This window comes from Nonomuraea sp. NPDC048901, from assembly GCF_040649695.1.
Lineage (GTDB): Bacteria > Actinomycetota > Actinomycetes > Streptosporangiales > Streptosporangiaceae > Nonomuraea.
This window is the reverse complement of sequence record NZ_JBEZFW010000007.1, coordinates 437707-455018: the sequence shown is the minus strand read 5'-3', so window position 1 is coordinate 455018 and position 17312 is coordinate 437707. Positions and strand designations below refer to the sequence as shown.

Genomic DNA, 17312 nt, shown 5'->3' with positions numbered 1-17312 from the left:
ATCTCGCACCGGGCTCCTACCGTTGTTCCCCATGAGCCCAACCATGAGCGCCGCCCGAATCCACGAGTACGGCGACGCGTCCGTGATCCGCTACGACCGGATCCCGCGGCCCTCGCCGGGGCCCGGGGAGGTGCTGGTCCAGGTGGCCGCCACCTCGTTCAACCCGTCCGAGGTGGGGTTGCGGGCCGGGTTCCTGCGGGACCTGCTCCCGGTCACCCTGCCGTACACGCTGGGCCTGGATCTCGCCGGCACGGTCGTCGAGGTGGGCGCGGACGTACAAGGGCCCGCCGTCGGCGACCGGGTCATCGGCCTCGTGGAGGGGGCGGCGGCCGAGTACACGGTGGCGGCGGCGAGTTCGCTGGTCAGGGCGCCGGAGCGGCTCCCGCTGGCGGACGCCGCCGCCATCCCGGTCGCCGGGCTCACCGCCTGGCAGGCGGTCCACGAGCACGCCCGCGTCGAACCGGGGCAGCGGGTGCTGATCAACGGGGCGGGCGGCGGGGTGGGGTTGTTCGCCGTGCAACTGGCCAAGCTGGCGGGCGCGACCGTGATCGCGACGGCCGGTCCGCGCAGCGCGGCAGCGGTACGACGCTACGGCGCCGACGAGGTCGTCGACTACACCAATTTGTCAGCACTTACTTCGACCCCGTTGCCCGGCGGCATGGACGTGGTGCTCAACCTGGCGGCCATCGGGCCGGAGCAGGCGGCGACGCTGGCCACGCTGGGCGAGGTGATCGTCACCATCGCCACCCCGATCGACGCGCCCCGAGCCACCCACTTCGTGGCCCGCAACGACCCGGCGCACCTGGCCCGGCTGGTGGCGCTGATCGACAAGGGCGAGCTCGTGGTGGAGATCGCCGAGACATACCCACTGACCGGCCTCGACGAGGTTCATCGCCGGGCCGAGGCCGGGCAGACACGCGGAAAAATCATCATTCAAGGGGATAAATAATGATCAAGATTGGCATCATCATCGGCAGCACCCGGCCGGGCCGCAACGGGGACACCGTGGCCGAGTGGGTGCACGACCTGGCCGCCAAGCGCGGCGACGCCGAGTTCGAGGTGGTGGACCTGCGGGACTTCGACCTGCCGCACCTGGACGAGGCGTTCCCGGCGGCCTATGGCCAGTACGAACACCCCCACACCCGTGCCTGGTCGGAGCGCATCGCCTCGTTCGACGGCTTTGTGTTCGTGACCCCGGAATACAACAGCTCCACCTCGGGCGTGCTGAAGAACGCGATCGACTTCCTCTACGCCGAGTGGGCGGACAAGGCGGCCGGGTTCGTCAGCTACGGAGTCGACGGCGGCGCCCGCGCGGCCGAACACCTCAGGCAGGTGCTCGGCCGGGTCAAGGTCGCCGACGTGCCGGCTCAGGTCACGCTCTCGCTGCACACGGACTTCGAGGGGTTCACCGACTTCAAGCCCGCCGCGCACCGCGAGGAGATGGTCGCCACGATGCTGGACCAGATCGTCTCCTGGGGTACCGCGCTGCGCCCGCTCAGAGCGGCCTGAAGCGGGCTCAAGGCTTGAAGCGGGCTCAAGGCTTGAAGTGGCGCAGCACCTCCGGGTTGGCCATGGCGTCGGGATTGGCCGCCTGCTCGACCGGGGTGCCGAGGAGGATCTTGCGTACCGGCACCTCTAGCTTCTTGCCCGACAGCGTGCGCGGGATGCCGGGCACCGCGTGGATCTCGTTGGGCACGTGCCGGGGTGACAGCTCCTGCCGCAGGGCCGTACGCAGGGCCTCGACCAGCGAGTCCGACAGCGTGACGCCCTCGGCCAGCGTGAGGTAGAGCAGCAGCCGCCCCTCCTGCCCGAGCTGGCCGGTGTCGATCACGAGGCTGTCGACGATCTCGTCGAACCGCTCGACGACCCGGTAGAACTCGCTGGTGCCCATCCGGACGCCACCCCGGTTCAGCGTCGAGTCGGAGCGGCCGTAGATCACGCAGCTGCCGTCCTCGTTCAGCTTGATCCAGTCGCCGTGCCGCCACACGCCCGGGTAGACGTCGAAGTAGCTCTCGCGGTAGCGGTCACCGTCGGGGTCGTTCCAGAACATGACCGGCATCGACGGCATCGGCTGCGTGAGCACGAGCTCGCCCACCTCCCCCACGACCGGCTCGCCCAGGGGGTTGAACGACTCCACCCGCGCCCCCAGCGACCGGCAGGGGATGATGCCCGCCCGGATCGGATGCAGCACGGTCGCGCCGACGAACCCGGTGCACACGTCGGTGCCGCCGGAGAACGACCCGAGCGGGATCCCCGGCAGCTGCGCGGCCACCCAGGCGAACCCTTCGGGCGGCAGCGGTGACCCGGTCGAGCCGATGCCGCGCAGCGCCTCCAGCCCCTCGGGCGTGATCCCGGCCTTCAGCGAGGCCATGATGTACGGCGCGCCGACCCCGAAGTAGGTCACCCCTTCCGAGGCGGCGATCCGCCACAGCACCGCGGCGGAGGGGTAGGCGGCCGAGCCGTCGTACAGCACCGGGGTGGCGCCCACCAGCAGGCCGCCGATGAGGTAGTTCCACATCATCCAGCCCGTGGTGGTGTACCAGAAGAACACATCCCCCTCGCCGAGATCCTGGTGGAAGGAGAGCGACTTGAGGTGTTCGAGGATCACTCCCCCGTGCCCGTGCACGATGGGCTTGGGCAGCCCGGTCGTACCACTGGAGTAGAGGATCCACAGCGGGTGGCCGAACGGCACCCGCTCGAACTCCAGCGGCCCCTCCTCCGCGCGCAGCCCTTCCCAGCCGATCACCTCGCCGTGCGGCACGGAGTCGGTGTGCGCGGCGCCGGGCTCGGCCTGCTGCGGCGGCTGCCCTTCTTCGGCCGCGGAAAGGTACGGGATCCAGACGGTCGCGCGGAGCGTGGGCAGCTCGGCGGCGATCTCGTTGACGGCCGCCGACCGGTCGTAGCTCTTGCCGTTGTAGTGGTAGCCGTCGACCGCGATCAGCACCTTGGGCTCGATCTGCTTGAACCGGTCGACGATGCTCGGCACGCCGAAGTCCGGGGAGCCGGCCGACCAGATCGCGCCGAGGGACGCGGTGGCCAGGAAGGCGACCAGGGCCTGCGGGATGTTCGGCAGGTAGCCGGCCACCCGGTCGCCGCGCCCGACGCCGAGGCGGACCAGGCCCGCCCGGACCCGGGCGACCTCCTCGCGCAGCTCGGCATAGGTCAGCTCCTGGCGGGCGCCGTCCTCCGATATGAAGACGATCGCGGTGCCGTCACGTTCGCGCAGCGCGTTCTCGGCGTAATTGACGGAGCTGCCGGTGAACCATTCGGCGCCCGGCATCGTCCCGGTCATGACGGGCCCGTCACCACGTTCGCCGATGACCTCGAAGTAGTCCCAGATCGACGTCCAGAACTCCGCCGGACTGTCGACCGACCAGCGCCACACCTCCTCGTAGTCCGACCCCGCCCGGCCCAGCCACTCCAGATAGTGAGTCAGCCTGGCGCGCGCGATGACGTCTTCGGTCGGTTCCCAGAGAAGTGTGCCTTCAGCAACCATGTGCCCATCCTGTCGGCCGGTAGGGGCAATGTCATACCCGAACCGCCACATAACTTGCTACCGGCGTAGGTGGTCCACCGCCATACGCGCGGCCGTGCCGATCACCGCGTCGGCGCGCGGCTGGTTGAGCGCGGTGCTGACCGAGCGGGTGAACACCGCCACCGCGTACTGGCCGCCGTCGGGATACTCGACCACGCCCGCCTCATTGCGGAGTGTCGGGAGCGTCCCGGTCTTCCCGCTGACCTCCACGTCGTCGTACGGGAAGCCGGAAGCCAGCCGGTGCGGCCAGACCTGCAGGTTCAGGACGTTGCGCATCCAGGCGCACGATTCCGGCGAGGCCGCCTGATCACGCCAGATCAGGCCGAACAGCGCGGCCGTCTCGCGCGGCGTGGCGCTGTTGGCGCGCGGGGGGTCGAGCACCCGCAGCCGCGCGACGTCCTCAGGATCGAGGTACGGCCAGCCGTGCCCGGCGTCCTCGGCCATGCTCTCGTAGATGTCCCGGCAGCTCTGCCGCACCCGCGTCTCGGGCAGCCCGAACCCGTCGAGCATCGCGTTGATCTCGTCACGCCCGACCCTGGCCAGCAGCGCGTCGGCGGCGGTGTTGTCGCTCAGCGTGATCATCAGGTGGCCCAGGTCGCGCAGGGAGATCGTGACGTCGTCGAGCATCGCGCACAGGCCGGTGGGCCCGGTCACCCGGTCGGCGGCCCCCACGGTCACCCGGCTCGCCGGATCGAGCAGCCCGGCGTCGGCCTGGCGGCAGAACTCCACCATCAGCGGCACCTTGAACATCGAGGCGGTCGGCAGCGGCACGTCGGAGCCGAGCCCGAACTCCCGGCCCGAGCGCAGGTCGGTCGCGTGCAGCCACCCGGTCACGCCCGCCGCGCCGAACAGCGCGGCCAGATCCGGCTCGTTCATGCCAGCATCCCGGGTCTGCGGCTGATGTGCCGCACGGGCGCCGCGGCCTCGTCCGTCATCCCGGCGCTCTCTTTCAGCGTTCGTACGGCCACCGCCGAGAAGCCGGCGACCGCGTCCGTCTCCACTCGCCAGGCCGTGGAGACCCGGGAACTGATCGGCGAGCCTAGCAGCGGGCGCCAGACGATCCCAGGGTGGTCCATCCTGGCCCCGAACGCCACCGCCGCCCCGGCGAGCACCAGGCCGAGCCCGGCGCCCTGATGCACCTGGGCGGGCACGTAGCCGTGGCGGCGGCACTCCGCCAGCGTCACGGCGTGCAGCCCCGGCTCCCCCTCCTTGGGCGGCATCAGCAGCTCGCGGCCCGCCAGGTCGGCCAGGTGCACCTCCCCGGCCACGGCCAGGGGGTCCCCCTCGGCCAGCAGCACGCCCTGCGGCTGCACCAGCACCTGCCCGAACCGCAGCCCCGGCGCGTTGATCGGGTGGCGCACGATGCCGACGTCGATGGCGCCTTCGGTCAGCGCGGCCACCTGATCGGCCGTCCAGATCTCCGCCGGCGTCAGACGTACGTCCGGATTGCTCGCGCGGAAGCCCTCGACCAGGGCGGCGATCACCGCGGCGGCCAGGTCGGGCGGGACGCCGAGCTTGAGCGCCCCGCCCCCGCCGTGGCGGACGAGCTCGCGCAGCCGGTCGGCCCTGGTCACGATCTCGCGGGCCTCGCCGAGCAGCAGGCGGCCCGCCTCGGTCAGCCGGACCTGCCGGGCGGAACGGTCGAAGAGCCGCACGCCGAGCTCCTCCTCCAGGCGCTTGATCCGCTGGCTGAGCGGCGGCTGGGCCATGCCGAGCCGGATCGCGGCATTGCCGAAGTGGAGTTCCTCCGCCACCACGGTGAAGTAGCGCAGATGCCGGACAAGGTCCATGACCAGCAACTATATCCACATTTATATCTATGTGGCGCTCATATCGGTATTGGACACCACGCAGCGGGCTCTGGTGTGCTCGGCCCCATGGGGTCACCAAGGGGGACAATGTTCATGAATCTTCAGCCGGAATCGCCGCCCAGGCGAAAACGCCGCTGGCCGTGGATCACCGCCGCCGTGCTGGTCCCCGCCGTCGCGGCGGCCGGCACCATCTGGGTGCTGCGTACGAAGGGCACTCCGGAGGAGACGGCGGACTCGTACCTGTCCGCCTGGTCCGTCCAGAACTATGCGCGGATGCGGGAGCTCGTCGCCGACCCGCCCGCCGACTTCGAGCGCTGGCACCAGCGCTTCCGCGCCGACCTCAAGCTCACCGGCGCGACCTTCACGCGCGACACGGCCGCCGCGGACGGTGTGATCACCTTCCGCGCCGGCCTCACCGGCCCGAAGAGCTGGACGTACGACGGCAAGCTCAAGCTCGTGGAACGCGGCGGCGGATGGCAGGTCGACTGGACCCCCGCCGCCATCAACCCCTCGCTCAAGCAGGGCAGGTCCCTGCGGCTGGTCACGGAGAAGGCCGCGACGGTCCCGGTGCTGGCGGCCGACGGCAGCCGCGTCGACACCCCGGACGCGCCCGGCTCGGTGCTGCAGCTCGTCGAAGGGCTCAAGCAGACCTATCCGGACCGGCTCGCCGACGGGCAGTCCCGCAGGATCGACCTCTACCAGGGCGAGCGGTTCCTCCAGACGGTGGTCAAGCCGGCGGCGCGGACGCCGTTCCACACCACGATCGACCTCAAGGTGCACCGGGCGGGCGCCGCCGCGCTCGACGGCGTGCGCAAACCGGCCTCGCTGGTCGCCGTCCGGCCGTCTACTGGCGAGATCCTGTCGGTGGTCAACAAGCCGGGCGGGTTCAACCGGGCGCTGCTCGGCAAGTACCCGCCCGGCTCGACGTTCAAGGTCGTGACGGCCTCCGCGCTGGTCGCGGACGGGGCGGAGGCGAACGAGCAGGTCGAGTGCCCGCCCGAGCAGAACATCGGCGGCTTCCCCTTCCACAACGCGGGCTTCCACGACTACGGCAGGCTCTCTTTCCGCGATGCCTTCGCCCACTCGTGCAACACCACGTTCGGCGCCATGGGGGTGGCCAAGCTCGGGAACGGCCGGCTCGCCGAGGTGGCCGGCGCGTTCGGCTTCGGCTCCGCGATCACGCCGGGCGTGCCGGCGGTGAAGGCCGAGTTCCCGGCGCCGAAGGACGACACCGACCTGGCCTCCGCCTCGATCGGGCAGGGCAGGGTGCTGGCCAGCCCGCTCAACATGGCATCGGTGGCCGCCGCCATCGCCGACGGCTCCTGGCGCCCGCCCCGGCTGGTCGCCCAGGAGCTGGTGCCGGACCGCACCCTCCGGCCGCGCCCCTTGGAGGACGGCGTGGTGCGGGCCCTGCGTGAGCTCATGCCCGCCGTCGTCACGGACGGAACCGCCCAGGCGGTGCGGTTCCCCTCCGGTACGGCCGGCAAGACCGGTACGGCGGAGTACGGCTCGGGCAAGGAGCCGCCGGCGCACTCCTGGTTCATCGGCTACCGGGGGGACCTGGCGTTCGCGGTGATCGTGGAGGGCGGTGGCGCGGGCTCCGCGGTGGCGGCCCCGATCGCGGCCCGCTTCCTCGGCGGGCTGAGCTGACGTGCGGCCTGGCTGACGTGCGGCCTGGTGGTCAGGTCAGGGGCTGACCGGTCTCCGGTCGACCGGCGTGGTGAGGCCCGCGACCGCGGCCACCACCTCCGAGGCGTTGGACAGATCGGGCAGCACGAGGTCGGCCCCGGCCTCGCGCAACTCGCTCGCCATCGACCGGCCCGAGGCCACCCCGATCATCGCCGCCCCGCCGATCTTGGCGGCCTGCACGTCACGCGTCGAGTCGCCGATCACCACGGTGTTGGCCGCGGTGAACGGCATGCCGAAGCGCGCCTTGGCCCGCCCTTGGGCGACCTGGAGCAGCGTCGCCTTGGGATAGACCTCCTCGCCGTAGCCACCGAGCTCGAAGTCGACGTACTTGTCCAGCCCGAACGCCTTGAGCTTGTGCACGGCGTTGCTTTTGATCGTGCCGGTGAGCACCGACTGGACCACGCCGTCGAGCCCGGCGACGGCCTTGAGCGCCTCCTTGGCCCCCGCCATCACGTGGCCCTCGGTGGCCAGCCGCTTGCGCCGGTCGGCGAAGGCCATCGCCAGCGCGGACAGGAATCTCGGCAGGGTGTCGTCCTCGGTGACGATGCCGTTGACCGCGAGGGTCTCGAAGACGATCTCGGAGTCGGGCCGGCCGCGCGCCGGCGCCAGCTTGAGCAGCGGACGCCCCGTCACGGCGCGGAACGCCTCGGCGTAGGCGTCCCTGGTCACGATCGCGACGTCGACCAAGGTGAGGTCGATGTTCCAGAGCACAAGGCGTTTGATGGCGACCTCCTGTGGGGGATCCAGCCAGGGTACGGCTATCTGCCCGCCCAGGGCTGCCTGCTGGGGGATTCAGGCATAGGTGAGGGCTTGCGCGAGGGTGTCGACGACCGGCAGGCCGGTGGCCTCCAGCTCGGCGCGCGTCGTCATGCCGCCGGTGTAGAGGACGGCCCTGGCGCCCACGTGCTTGGCGGCGAGCCCGTCGTCGACGCTGTCGCCGATCACCAGGATCTCGCGGGCCTCGACGTCGATGGCCTCGATGTGCGCGGTCAGGTGCGCGGCCTTCTCGCCCCCGGTCAGCCCCACCAGGCCGTCGACCCTGGTGAAGTGCCGGGTGATGCCGAAGGACTCGATCAGCGGCACCAGGTGGGTGTGCGGGGCCATCGAGCAGAGCGACTGGGTGCCCGTCCAGCTGGTGAGCGACAGCTCGGCGTCGGCGGCCAGCCCGCAGGCGACGCTGAGACGGAAGTAGTGCTCATGGAAGCCGTTGTCGAGCAGCTCCCACTCGCCCTCGTTGAGCGGGCGGCCGAGCAGCCGCTCGTAGGCGACCCAGATGGGCCGGGTGTAGACCGCGCGGAAGTCGTCAGCGGTCAGCGGCGGCAAATCGTACGACCGGAAGACCTCGTTGGTGGCCCCGACCACGGCGTCGATGTCGTGGAACAGCGTGCCGTTCCAGTCCCAGATGATGTGCTTTGTCATGTCACGATCAGTTTAACGGGCGGGTGTGACATCCCGGTGAACGGCGAAGCCGCAGCCTGTTGGCCGCGGCTTCACCCGTGACTGCGGGTCAGACCCGCACTACAGAGGTGCGGCTAGCCGCAGGCCTTGGCGGTGGTGCCGGCGCCGTTCTGGCCGCCCCGGCCGCCGTTCCACTGGACGCTGGCGCCGCCCCAGGCGCACATGTTGTTGGCCGAGAGCATGTTGCCCCAGTGACGGCCGCCGTTGCCCTTCTTGAAGGCGAACCGGTCGTACCTGCCGTCCGCGGTGTAGACGCTGATGCTGCCGGACGCGGACGTGGCCGTCTTGATCTCGATCCAGTTGGTCTTGCACCTGCCCGACCACCAGAGCTGGATCGTGCCGACCTTGCCGTTGGCCCGGCTGTTGATCGAGCCGGTCTTCACGATCTTGGCTGAGTTGCCGCAGCCGGTCTTGTAGGGGTCCTTGTGGTCGTACGGCTTCGCGGTCGCCTGCGCACTGGCGGGAGAGATCGTGAGCAGGGCCGCCGCCACCGCGCCGACCGCGATGGCCGTCACTCGAAACTTCACTGGAACCGACTCCTTGAGTCCGGGATGGGGTCCGTCTGGACCTTAGCGAGAAGTTTCAAGAAATGGTCAAGGTACTGTGAGCTATTTAACGCGTACCTAACGTGTCTGCAGCAGATCGGGAATCTCCTGCGTGGCGAACCACATGAGCTCGTGCGCCTCGGCGCCGTCCACGGTGAAGCGGGCGTCGTCGTCGCCTCCGTCAGCGGCGGGGAGGGCGGCGACCGCGGCCTGGATGTCCGGGATCGCGTAGAGGTCGTCGACGTGGACCGCGGCCACCTTGCCCAGCGGAACCGGCGCCGTCACGCGTACTCGGGCCCGTTCTTCCAGGTCGGCGCCGATGGAGAGGGTGTCGTCGGGCACCTCGGCGACGACGACCACCCGTCGGGAAGCCGCCTCGACGCCGTCGGCGCGGTCGGCGGCCAGCCGGCGCAGCGAGGCGCGGGCGGCCTCGGTGAGGGCCACGTATTCGAGCTCCTCGGTGTCACCCGAGGCGTACCACTCGGTCAGCGCGGGGGTCACCGCGTAGCCGGTCAGCGGGGCCGGGCCTAGCTCCCCCGCCTCGACCGCTCGGGCCAGCGCGGGGAGCGTGCACGGCAAATAGACGCGCATCACGAACCTTTCACAGCGTGCAAGGGCTCTATCATGCCCGTCGCAACGGAAGTTGGAGCAGAGTCTCGAGTTCCGCGATGGTCGAATCGGCGTCGCGGTGGTGGATGCCCGCCATGCCGAGGCCCCGAGCGGCCAGGATGTTGACCTCGATGTCGTCGATGAACACGCACGCCTCGCCGGGCAGCCCGACCCGGCCGAGCGCGTGCTCGAAGATGCGCGGCTCCGGCTTGCGCATGCCGACCTCTCCGGAGATCACGACCGCGTCGAAGAGCTCGTCCCAGTCGTCCCGGGGATAGACGTTGGACCAGGAGTTGGACAGCAGGCACGTCTTGACGCCGTTGCGCTTGACGTCGCGCAGCATGTCGTACATCACCTCGACCCGCTCGAAGCCCGCGAACATCCGCTCCAGCAGCCCCTCGGCCTCGGGCGAGACCCCGTCGACGGTCAGCAGCCGGGCGGCCAGGTCGCGCTCGAACGCGGCCCCGTCGATCTCCCCGCGCTCCAGCGCGTTGACGACGCTCTCCTGCTCGCCGCCGTAGGCCTGGTCGATCAGCTCGCGCATGACGGCTCGGTAGTGACGGTCGTCGATGCGGTCCGCCTCGATCCACTTGCCGATGGAGACAGAGAGACTGGTGGTGAGCACGCCACCCCAGTCGATCAGTACCCCTGTGATCAAGGCTCCTCCTTGGAATCCCGTTCTAGGGTAGTTGAGCGTCGCACATCACCCGCAGACCCACACAAACCCCGGATAAAAGACGGCCAAATTCCCTGGCTATGGTGAGGTTCCATTGAGCTGACCCCATGGAGGGACCGCCGTGCGGACGACGATCCTGATCACCTCGGATGAGTTCAAAGCTCCTGGTACGGAGCTGTTCGACTTCGACCCGATACTCCCCGGCGGGCCGGAATGGCTGACCAAGCCCACGCTGCTCGCCCTGCTCTCCTCGATCATCGTCATCGCCCTGTGCTGGGGCGCCTTCGCCAAGCCGAAACTGGTCCCCCGAGGCTGGCAGAACCTCGGCGAGTACGCCTACGTGTTCGTCCGCGAACAGGTGGCCAAGCCCAATCTCGGCAAGGACGCCGACCGCTGGATGGGCCTGCTCCTCACGATCTTCCTGACCGTGCTGGTCTGGAATCTGATGGGCGTCGTCCCGTTCATCCAGTTCCCGGTCGCCGCGCACATCGACTTCCCTCTCGGGCTGGCGCTCAGCGTGTACGTCGTCAAGGTCTTCCTCGGCGTCAAGCACCACGGCGTGCGCGGCTACCTGAAGGGCGTGGTGTACCTCGAGGGCCTACCCGGCTGGGCCTACGGCATCTACGCCCCGCTGATCCTCGCCGAGACCTTCATCAACTCGCTGTTCACGCACTTCATCCGGCTGTTCGCGAACATGTTCGCCGGCCATCTCCTGCTGGCCTTCTTCAGCTCGGTCGGCTTCTGGTTCCTGTTCGAGCGGCTCACCGTGCTCGGCGCGGGCATCGGCGTCCTAGGCGTGGCGATGACGATACTGATGACCGCGTTCGAGATGTTCATCCAGTTCCTGCAGGCGTTCCTGTTCGCCCTGCTCGCCGCGATGTTCATCGCGAGCGGGCTGAAGGGCTCGCACTGAAGCGCACGCGGGCGGCCTGGTACTAGCGGGCGGCGCGGGCGGCCACCTTGCGGTGTTCCGTGCTGCGGAGCACCTTGGCCGCCTGCGCGGCCGACGCCACGGGCGCCTTGGGCAGCAGTCCGCGGGCCTGCTTGAGCTTGAGCAGCCGCGTCACCGACTGGTCGAGCCGCTCCTGCGAGATCTTGCCCGACTTCACCGCCGCCAGCACCGCGTTGTAGGCCACGGGCAGGTTGTTCGGCATGAGCAGCAGGTCGGCACCCGCCTGGATGGCCCGTACGGGGATCTCGGCGTCGCTGTATTTCTTGCGCACCCCGTCCATGTTGAGGGCGTCCGTGGAGATCACGCCCTGGAAGCCGAGCTTGTTACGGAGCAGCCCGGTCAGGATGGGCTTGGACAGCGTCGCAGGGTCGCGTGACGGGTCGAGCTTGGGGAAGACGATGTGCGCGCTCATCACGGCGTCGACGCCGGCGGCGATCGCGGCCTTGAACGGCGGCGCGTCGATCCGCTCCCACTGCTCCTTCGTGTGCTTGATCACCGGCAGCCCGGTGTGGCTGTCGATATTGGTGTCGCCGTGGCCGGGGAAGTGCTTGGCGGTGGCGGCGACCTTGGCGTCATTGAAGCCCTTGACCGACGCGGCCACCATCTTGGCCACCTCGCCGGGCTGGTCGCCGAAGGCGCGCTTGCCGATGACCGGGTTCCTCGGGTCGATGTTCACGTCAGCGACCGGGGCGAAGTCCAGGTTGACGCCGACCGCGCGCAACTCCTCGCCGGTGGCCCTGGCCACGGCTCGCGCGTTCGCGGTGTCCTTGGTCGAGCCTATGACCGAGGCGCCGGGGAAGTCGGTCATCAGCGCGCCCATCCTGGACACCAGGCCGTTCTCCTGGTCGGTGCCGATCAGGAGTGGCACGTCCTTCGACGCCTGCTGCAGCCCGTTGGTCAGGTCGACGACCTGGCCGACACCCTGGATGTTCGCCGGGAAGAGGATCACGCCGCCGAGGTGGTATTTGGCGACCACCTTGGCCGGGGTCTGCGCGCCGTACCTCGCCTGGTTCTCGCCCGACACACTGCCGGGGCCCGTGCCGTACAGGACGGGCATGAACAGCTGGCCGACCTTCTCCTGCACGCTCATCTTCGACAGGACGCCCGGCAACCCGCTGCCCTGGCCGGCCGACGACGAGCTCTGCTGAACCGTGGACGGAGGCGCCACCTCCGGCCGGGTCGCCGGAGCCGCACCCACCGGGCCGCCACCACCCCCGGCGCATGCCGCGAGAGCCATCACGAGGAGCCCGGCCGTGCCTGTCCGTCGAAACATGCTCTCAAAGGTATCCATGCCGCGGGACCCCTGAGCCACACAGCCGACAAATGTCCCCTTCCTCCCGGTCCGGTCGGAGCCCCCGCCCTCCCGGTCCGGTCAGAGCCCCAGCTCGACCAGGCCCGGCAGGTGGGAGCGGGCCGCCGCGCGGGCGTGCGCCGCCGTAGCCGCTCCCCGCGCGGCCTGGGCGGCCAGCTGGCACTGGTCGAGTGTGTGCGCCCCCAGCCCGGTCCGTACGGCGGGCAGCGCCGCGGCCCCCATGGACAGCGTGGACACCCCGAGGCCCACGAGCACGCAGGCCATGGCCGGATCGGCGGCCGACTCCCCGCAGACGCCGCACGGCTTGCCGTTGTCGGAGGCGGCCGTAGCGGTCATGGCGATCAGGTCGAGCAGCGCGGGCTGCCACGGGTCCTGCAGCGAACCCAGCGCGGCGGAGTGGCGATCGGCGGCGAAGGCGTACTGGGCCAGGTCATTGGTCCCGATCGACACGAAATCGACCACAGTGACCAGGCTCTCCGCCCGCAGCGCCGCCGCCGGGATCTCGATCATCACGCCCGCCTGCGGGAGCCCCCTGGCGTGGCAGGCGTCGGCGAACCAGTGGGCCTCCTGGGCCGTGGCGACCATCGGCGCCATCACGTGAAGCTCGGCCGCCGCCGCACTGGCTCGCACCGCACCCGACCGGTTCACCGCCGCCGCCACGGACAGCGCTTCCAGCTGGGCGGCCATCACCTCGGGGAATCTCTCGAACAGGCGCACGCCACGCTCGCCCAGGGCCGGGTTCGGCTCGGGCGCGGCGGACGGCAGGAATGCCAGCGGTTTGTCGGCGCCGGCGTCCAGCGTCCGCACCACCACCTTTCCGCCGGGAAACGCGGCCAGCGCCGCCCGGTAGGCCGCCTCCTGCTCCGCCACGGACGGCGCCTCGGTCCGCCCGAGGAACAGGAACTCGGTCCGGTACAGCCCCACACCCTCGGCTCCGGCGACCAGCGCCGCGTCGAGATCGTCCGGGCCGCCGATGTTGGCCAGCAGTTGCACCCGGAAGTCGTCCCGGGTCCGGCCGGGGCCGCCGGTCGTCATGCGTCGCCGCCTGGCCTCGTGCGCGCTGACGTGCCGGGCGATGTCGGACTCGGTGGGCTCCAGCCGTACTTCCCCGGTGTTGCCGTCGACCAGCACCCGGGTGCCGGCCGGGATCTCCGTCGCGCCCGGACAGGCCACGACGGCGGGCACGCCCATCGCCCTGGACAGGATCGCGGTGTGGCTGGTCGGCCCGCCCGCCTCGGTCACGAACGCGGCCACGGCGTCCTTCGACAGCAACGCGGTGTCGGCAGGCGCCAGATCGCCGGCGATCAGCACATACGGCTCACCCGTACCCGGAACGGGTGGCGGGGCCGGCAGGGGGTGGCCCGTGAGGCGGGCGATCACGCGGTCCCTGATGTCGTCCAGGTCGGCGACCCGCTCGCCGAGGTACCCACCCGCACTCAGCAGCATGTCCCGATATTTCGCGAAAGCTTGGTAAACGGCCCGAGGAGCCGCGACGCCCTGGTCGATCAGGGCCTTGACCCCCACCACCAGCCCGGGGTCCTCGGCGATCAGCGCCTGGGCCTTGAGGATCTCCTTGGCCTCGCCGCCGGCCCGGTTGCCCCGGGCCTCCAGCTCCCCCGCGACCTGTCCGAGCGCCGCCACCGCGCGTTCGCGCTCCGGCTCCGGCGGGCCCTCGTAGGTGGAGCCTGCGGGGGGTTCGGGGACGGCCCCGGTCAGCACGTACGCGGGCCCGGTCCCGATCCCCGGGCTGACCCCGGCCCCCCGCAGGTTCATGGTGTCCCGGCGATCGCCGCCAGTGCGTCCAGCACCTCGTCGGCGCCCTCACCCTCGGCCTTGATCACGATGTCCTCGCCCTGCCGGACGTCCAGCCCCAGGATCTGCAGGATGCTCTTGCCGTTGACGGGCTGGCCGGTCACCCCCTTGCTCACGGTGATGTCCATCGGGGCCTTGACGGCGGTCTGCACGAATGTCGCCGCCGGACGGGCGTGCAGGCCCACTTCCGCCGCCACGGTGACCTTGCGCTCGGCCATGTACTCCTCCTTGTCCAACCGGTCCGGACCACCCGGCCCCGGCACTTGCCCCATAGCTCTTTCAGTCCCACAGGAAGAGCTCGTCGCCGGCGTGTACGCGCCCGCCGGTCACGGCCGTCACCGAACCGGCGGGCGCGTCGAGCGCGACCACCGGGCAGACCGGCGAGCGGCCACCGGCCTCGATCGCGGCCGGGTCCCAGGCCACCACGGGCTGGCCCGCACGAACTCTGTCGCCCTCGGCCGCGAGCAACTCGAAGCCCTTCCCCTTCAGCTGGACCGTGTCGATGCCCAGATGCACCAGCACGCCTTTGCCGTCATCCCCGACGATGACATAGGCATGCGGATGCAATTTCATGATTTTCCCGGATATTGGGGCTACGGCCTTGCCGGGTTCCCGCGCCGGATCGATCGCCGTTCCCGGCCCCACCATGCCCGCGGAGAACACCGGGTCGGGCACCGCCGACAGCCCCACGGCCACCCCCTCGACCGGGGCGAGAACAGTCGTCATGGTCTCGCCCTCTAGCCGATGATGTCCTCGATGTCGCTGGCGATCGTGTCCGCCTCGGGCCCGACGACGACCTGCACCACGTTGCCCGCGGCCATGACGCCGTGCGCCCCCGCCGCCTTGAGCGCGGCCTGGTCGACCTTGGAGACGTCACGCACCTCCGTACGCAACCGGGTGATGCAGGGTTCGATGTCGATGATGTTGCCCGCACCGCCGAGCCCCGCGATGATCGCGCTGGCATCAGCCGCCATCCGTCCTCCTCGTAACGTTACGACCAGGCTAAACGTCAGTCGGTCTGGGTCACCTTGTTGAGCCCGCGCGGCGCGTCGGGGTCGATGCCCAGCCTCCGGGCCAGCGCCTCGGTGAGCAACTGCCCCGGCACGATGAGGCCCATGGGCGCGACCCACTCGGGCAGGTCGGGGCCGTTGAGCGCCGCCGTACCCGCCCGGGCCAGCGCCGGGCCGCCGCCGATGGTGAAGGCCGCGGCGCCCGCGGCGACGACCCGTTCGGCGAGTGCGACCGTACCGGACAGCGTCGGGCTGTTCTCGGCGGCGACCAGCAGGGCGGGGGTGTCGGCGTCGACCACGGCGATCGGCCCGTGCAGCAGGTCGGCGTACGACAGGCCCATGGCGTGCAGGTAGCACGCCTCCTTGAGCTTGAGCGCGGTCTCCAGCGCGGTGGAGAAGGCCAGCCCGCGCGCGGAGACCACGGCCCCCTGCTTGTCGGCCAGGCCCTCGACGACCGCGTCGAGGTCGCCCGGCTCGGCGATCAGCTTCTCGACCGCGTCCGGGACCTGCTGGAGGTCGGTCGCGTCCACGTCGGCGCCGAGGCCGAGCGCGAGCACGGCCAGCGCGGCGAGCTGGGTGGTGTAGGTCTTCGTGGCCGGGACCGCCTTCTCCTCACCCGCCAGCGTGCACAGCGCCAGGTCGGCGGCCTGGGCGAGCGGGCTGTCCGGGCCGCCGTTGGTCACGCCGACCGTACTGGCGCCGCAGTCCTTGGCCCAGGTCAGCGTCTCGACGATCTCCTCGGTCCGGCCGGACTGCGAGATGGCGACGGCCAGCACGCCGTCGAGGTCCAGCTTGCGCTTGTACGTCGTCGCGACGGACGGGGCGGCGAGCGCGGCCAGCCGCCCGGCGTGGGCTTCGACCAGGTAGCGGCCGTAGACTGCGGCATTGTCGGAGGTGCCACGCGCGATGAACAGGAGCTGGCGGGTCCGCTCGCCCAGTGCTCTCACCTCGTCGACCCTGGGGAGCAGGGAATCGAGCGTGGCCCGCAGCGCCTCAGGCTGCTCGGCGATCTCGCTGCGCATCTTGGTGGTCATCATCCCTCAAATCGTTACCGGGCAGACTTGACCCTGTTTTGCGACATGTGGTCTAGTCCGGACTAGACCAGTACGAACCATAGCCCATCGCCCAGGTCAGATCGAGGGGAGGATCCGTGGCGCACATCGATCCGGACAGCCCGGTGCCCAAGTACTTCCAGCTGCGCGAGATCCTGCTGGACCTGATCGACAGCGACGAGCTGAGCATCGGCGCCGCCATCCCGTCTGAGCGCGAGCTCTGCCAGCGCTTCGGCCTTTCCAGGATGACAGTCCGGCAGGCGGTCGACCACCTGGTGTCCGAGGGCCGCCTGCACCGGGTGCCGGGCAAGGGCACGTTCGTGGCCAGGCCAAAGATCGAGCTCGCGCTGCAGCTCACGTCGTTCAGCGACGACATGCGGGCGCGCGGCATGGAGCCGGGCTCGCGCGACCTCGACCGGCGGGTCGTACGCGCCAGCGCCCACCTGGCCAAGGAGCTGGGCATCCAGCCGGGCGAGGAAGTGCACTTCATCGAGCGGCTGCGCACCGCCGACGGCGAACCGCTGTCCATCGAGCGCGCGCACATCCCGGTCAAGCTCGCGCCCGACCTGGCCGAGCACGACCTGTCGGGCAGGTCGCTCTACGAGCTGCTGGAGAGCCGCTACGGGCTGGTCATGGACGCCGGCGAGCTGACCATCGACGGGGGCATCGCCGATCCGAGCGACGCCGATCTGCTCAAACTCCCCCGGGGCGGGGCCGTACTACTGTTGCAGCGCAGATCCTTCTCCGGCGGCATCTGCGCGGAGCTGGGCGTGTCCACCTATCGCGCGGACCGCTACCAGCTGCGCACCATTCTGGAAATGCCCACCAGACGGGGCTGAGGGCCCGACCCG

19 protein-coding genes are annotated in these 17312 nt (G+C 70.4%); 5 read left to right on the top strand and 14 right to left on the bottom strand.

What is annotated here, in order from left to right:
- Positions 1 to 31: 31 nt before the first annotated feature.
- Positions 32 to 949 carry an NADP-dependent oxidoreductase gene (locus AB0C30_RS26735; protein WP_357949159.1) on the top strand — a complete coding sequence of 306 codons (918 nt, stop codon included), beginning with the start codon at positions 32 to 34 and terminating at the stop codon, positions 947 to 949.
- A complete protein-coding gene (locus AB0C30_RS26730; RefSeq protein ID WP_357949156.1) occupies positions 949 to 1509 on the top strand; it encodes an NAD(P)H-dependent oxidoreductase in 561 nt (186 codons plus the stop codon). The genes AB0C30_RS26735 and AB0C30_RS26730 overlap by 1 nt, the downstream gene beginning before the upstream one ends.
- Positions 1510 to 1534: 25 nt before the next feature.
- Here the strand turns inward: AB0C30_RS26730 and AB0C30_RS26725 are convergent, their stop codons facing one another.
- The 3 genes from AB0C30_RS26725 to AB0C30_RS26715 are packed head-to-tail and all read right to left on the bottom strand — an operon-like array spanning position 1535 to position 5325.
- On the bottom strand, positions 1535 to 3496 hold the full coding sequence (locus AB0C30_RS26725; protein WP_357949154.1) for an acetoacetate--CoA ligase: 1962 nt from the start codon (positions 3494 to 3496) through the stop codon (positions 1535 to 1537).
- A 57-nt stretch (positions 3497 to 3553) separates the two neighbouring features.
- On the bottom strand, positions 3554 to 4411 hold the full coding sequence (locus tag AB0C30_RS26720; protein WP_357949152.1) for a serine hydrolase: 858 nt from the start codon (positions 4409 to 4411) through the stop codon (positions 3554 to 3556).
- Positions 4408 to 5325, bottom strand: a complete 918-nt coding sequence (locus tag AB0C30_RS26715) for a LysR substrate-binding domain-containing protein (RefSeq protein WP_357949149.1) — start codon at positions 5323 to 5325, stop codon at positions 4408 to 4410. The genes AB0C30_RS26720 and AB0C30_RS26715 overlap by 4 nt, the downstream gene beginning before the upstream one ends.
- Positions 5326 to 5439: 114 nt before the next feature.
- Here AB0C30_RS26715 and AB0C30_RS26710 point away from each other — a divergent pair, with 114 nt between their 5' ends.
- A complete protein-coding gene (locus tag AB0C30_RS26710) occupies positions 5440 to 6996 on the top strand; it encodes a penicillin-binding transpeptidase domain-containing protein (protein ID WP_357949146.1) in 1557 nt (518 codons plus the stop codon).
- A gap of 36 nt (positions 6997 to 7032) precedes the next feature.
- On the opposite strand, the gene AB0C30_RS26705 is transcribed toward AB0C30_RS26710, so the two are convergent.
- The 5 genes from AB0C30_RS26705 to AB0C30_RS26685 form a co-directional block, all read right to left on the bottom strand.
- Positions 7033 to 7746 carry a haloacid dehalogenase-like hydrolase gene (locus AB0C30_RS26705; RefSeq protein ID WP_357949143.1) on the bottom strand — a complete coding sequence of 238 codons (714 nt, stop codon included), beginning with the start codon at positions 7744 to 7746 and terminating at the stop codon, positions 7033 to 7035.
- Positions 7747 to 7827: 81 nt separating this feature from the next.
- Positions 7828 to 8454: an HAD family hydrolase gene (locus AB0C30_RS26700; protein WP_357949140.1), complete on the bottom strand. Its 627-nt coding sequence runs from the start codon at positions 8452 to 8454 to the stop codon at positions 7828 to 7830.
- 113 nt (positions 8455 to 8567) lie between these two features.
- Positions 8568 to 9020 (bottom strand): DUF2690 domain-containing protein, encoded by a 453-nt coding sequence (locus AB0C30_RS26695; protein ID WP_357949138.1) that lies wholly within the window; start codon positions 9018 to 9020, stop codon positions 8568 to 8570.
- A 96-nt stretch (positions 9021 to 9116) separates the two neighbouring features.
- A complete protein-coding gene (locus AB0C30_RS26690; RefSeq protein ID WP_357949136.1) occupies positions 9117 to 9629 on the bottom strand; it encodes a hypothetical protein in 513 nt (170 codons plus the stop codon).
- Positions 9630 to 9660: 31 nt separating this feature from the next.
- Positions 9661 to 10305 carry an HAD family phosphatase gene (locus tag AB0C30_RS26685; RefSeq protein WP_357949133.1) on the bottom strand — a complete coding sequence of 215 codons (645 nt, stop codon included), beginning with the start codon at positions 10303 to 10305 and terminating at the stop codon, positions 9661 to 9663.
- 139 nt (positions 10306 to 10444) lie between these two features.
- Between AB0C30_RS26685 and atpB the strand changes: the two genes are divergently transcribed.
- A complete protein-coding gene (gene atpB, locus AB0C30_RS26680) occupies positions 10445 to 11236 on the top strand; it encodes a F0F1 ATP synthase subunit A (protein WP_357949131.1) in 792 nt (263 codons plus the stop codon).
- Between the two features lie 22 nt (positions 11237 to 11258).
- Here atpB and nagZ read toward each other — a convergent pair whose 3' ends face one another.
- The 6 genes from nagZ to AB0C30_RS26650 all read right to left on the bottom strand — a co-directional run bounded on the left by nagZ (position 11259) and on the right by AB0C30_RS26650 (position 16446).
- Positions 11259 to 12548, bottom strand: a complete 1290-nt coding sequence (nagZ, locus tag AB0C30_RS26675) for a beta-N-acetylhexosaminidase (RefSeq protein WP_357949128.1) — start codon at positions 12546 to 12548, stop codon at positions 11259 to 11261.
- A gap of 99 nt (positions 12549 to 12647) precedes the next feature.
- Positions 12648 to 14360: a phosphoenolpyruvate--protein phosphotransferase gene (gene ptsP, locus AB0C30_RS26670; RefSeq protein ID WP_357949126.1), complete on the bottom strand. Its 1713-nt coding sequence runs from the start codon at positions 14358 to 14360 to the stop codon at positions 12648 to 12650.
- Positions 14357 to 14617 (bottom strand): HPr family phosphocarrier protein, encoded by a 261-nt coding sequence (locus AB0C30_RS26665; RefSeq protein WP_357949124.1) that lies wholly within the window; start codon positions 14615 to 14617, stop codon positions 14357 to 14359. The genes ptsP and AB0C30_RS26665 overlap by 4 nt, the downstream gene beginning before the upstream one ends.
- 61 nt (positions 14618 to 14678) lie before the next feature.
- Positions 14679 to 15125: a PTS glucose transporter subunit IIA gene (locus AB0C30_RS26660; protein ID WP_357949122.1), complete on the bottom strand. Its 447-nt coding sequence runs from the start codon at positions 15123 to 15125 to the stop codon at positions 14679 to 14681.
- A gap of 11 nt (positions 15126 to 15136) precedes the next feature.
- On the bottom strand, positions 15137 to 15400 hold the full coding sequence (locus tag AB0C30_RS26655) for a PTS glucose/sucrose transporter subunit IIB (protein ID WP_263655705.1): 264 nt from the start codon (positions 15398 to 15400) through the stop codon (positions 15137 to 15139).
- An 8-nt stretch (positions 15401 to 15408) separates the two neighbouring features.
- Complete coding sequence (locus AB0C30_RS26650) at positions 15409 to 16446, bottom strand: SIS domain-containing protein (protein ID WP_357949120.1); 1038 nt, start codon at positions 16444 to 16446, stop codon at positions 15409 to 15411.
- Positions 16447 to 16559: 113 nt separating this feature from the next.
- Between AB0C30_RS26650 and AB0C30_RS26645 the strand changes: the two genes are divergently transcribed.
- Positions 16560 to 17300, top strand: a complete 741-nt coding sequence (locus tag AB0C30_RS26645; RefSeq protein ID WP_225295901.1) for a GntR family transcriptional regulator — start codon at positions 16560 to 16562, stop codon at positions 17298 to 17300.
- Positions 17301 to 17312: the final 12 nt, after the last annotated feature.

Bases quoted from the DNA above. Each gene is read 5' to 3' on its own strand.
- AB0C30_RS26735 (WP_357949159.1), top strand. From the start codon at position 32: ATGAGCCCAACCATGAGCGCCGCCCGAATCCACGAGTACGGCGACGCG.
- AB0C30_RS26730 (WP_357949156.1), top strand. From the start codon at position 949: ATGATCAAGATTGGCATCATCATCGGCAGCACCCGGCCGGGCCGCAAC.
- AB0C30_RS26725 (WP_357949154.1), bottom strand. From the start codon at position 3,496: ATGGTTGCTGAAGGCACACTTCTCTGGGAACCGACCGAAGACGTCATC.
- AB0C30_RS26720 (WP_357949152.1), bottom strand. From the start codon at position 4,411: ATGAACGAGCCGGATCTGGCCGCGCTGTTCGGCGCGGCGGGCGTGACC.
- AB0C30_RS26715 (WP_357949149.1), bottom strand. From the start codon at position 5,325: ATGGACCTTGTCCGGCATCTGCGCTACTTCACCGTGGTGGCGGAGGAA.
- AB0C30_RS26710 (WP_357949146.1), top strand. From the start codon at position 5,440: ATGAATCTTCAGCCGGAATCGCCGCCCAGGCGAAAACGCCGCTGGCCG.
- AB0C30_RS26700 (WP_357949140.1), bottom strand. From the start codon at position 8,454: ATGACAAAGCACATCATCTGGGACTGGAACGGCACGCTGTTCCACGAC.
- AB0C30_RS26690 (WP_357949136.1), bottom strand. From the start codon at position 9,629: ATGCGCGTCTATTTGCCGTGCACGCTCCCCGCGCTGGCCCGAGCGGTC.
- nagZ (WP_357949128.1), bottom strand. From the start codon at position 12,548: ATGTTTCGACGGACAGGCACGGCCGGGCTCCTCGTGATGGCTCTCGCG.
- ptsP (WP_357949126.1), bottom strand. From the start codon at position 14,360: ATGAACCTGCGGGGGGCCGGGGTCAGCCCGGGGATCGGGACCGGGCCC.
- AB0C30_RS26665 (WP_357949124.1), bottom strand. From the start codon at position 14,617: ATGGCCGAGCGCAAGGTCACCGTGGCGGCGGAAGTGGGCCTGCACGCC.
- AB0C30_RS26660 (WP_357949122.1), bottom strand. From the start codon at position 15,125: ATGACGACTGTTCTCGCCCCGGTCGAGGGGGTGGCCGTGGGGCTGTCG.
- AB0C30_RS26650 (WP_357949120.1), bottom strand. From the start codon at position 16,446: ATGATGACCACCAAGATGCGCAGCGAGATCGCCGAGCAGCCTGAGGCG.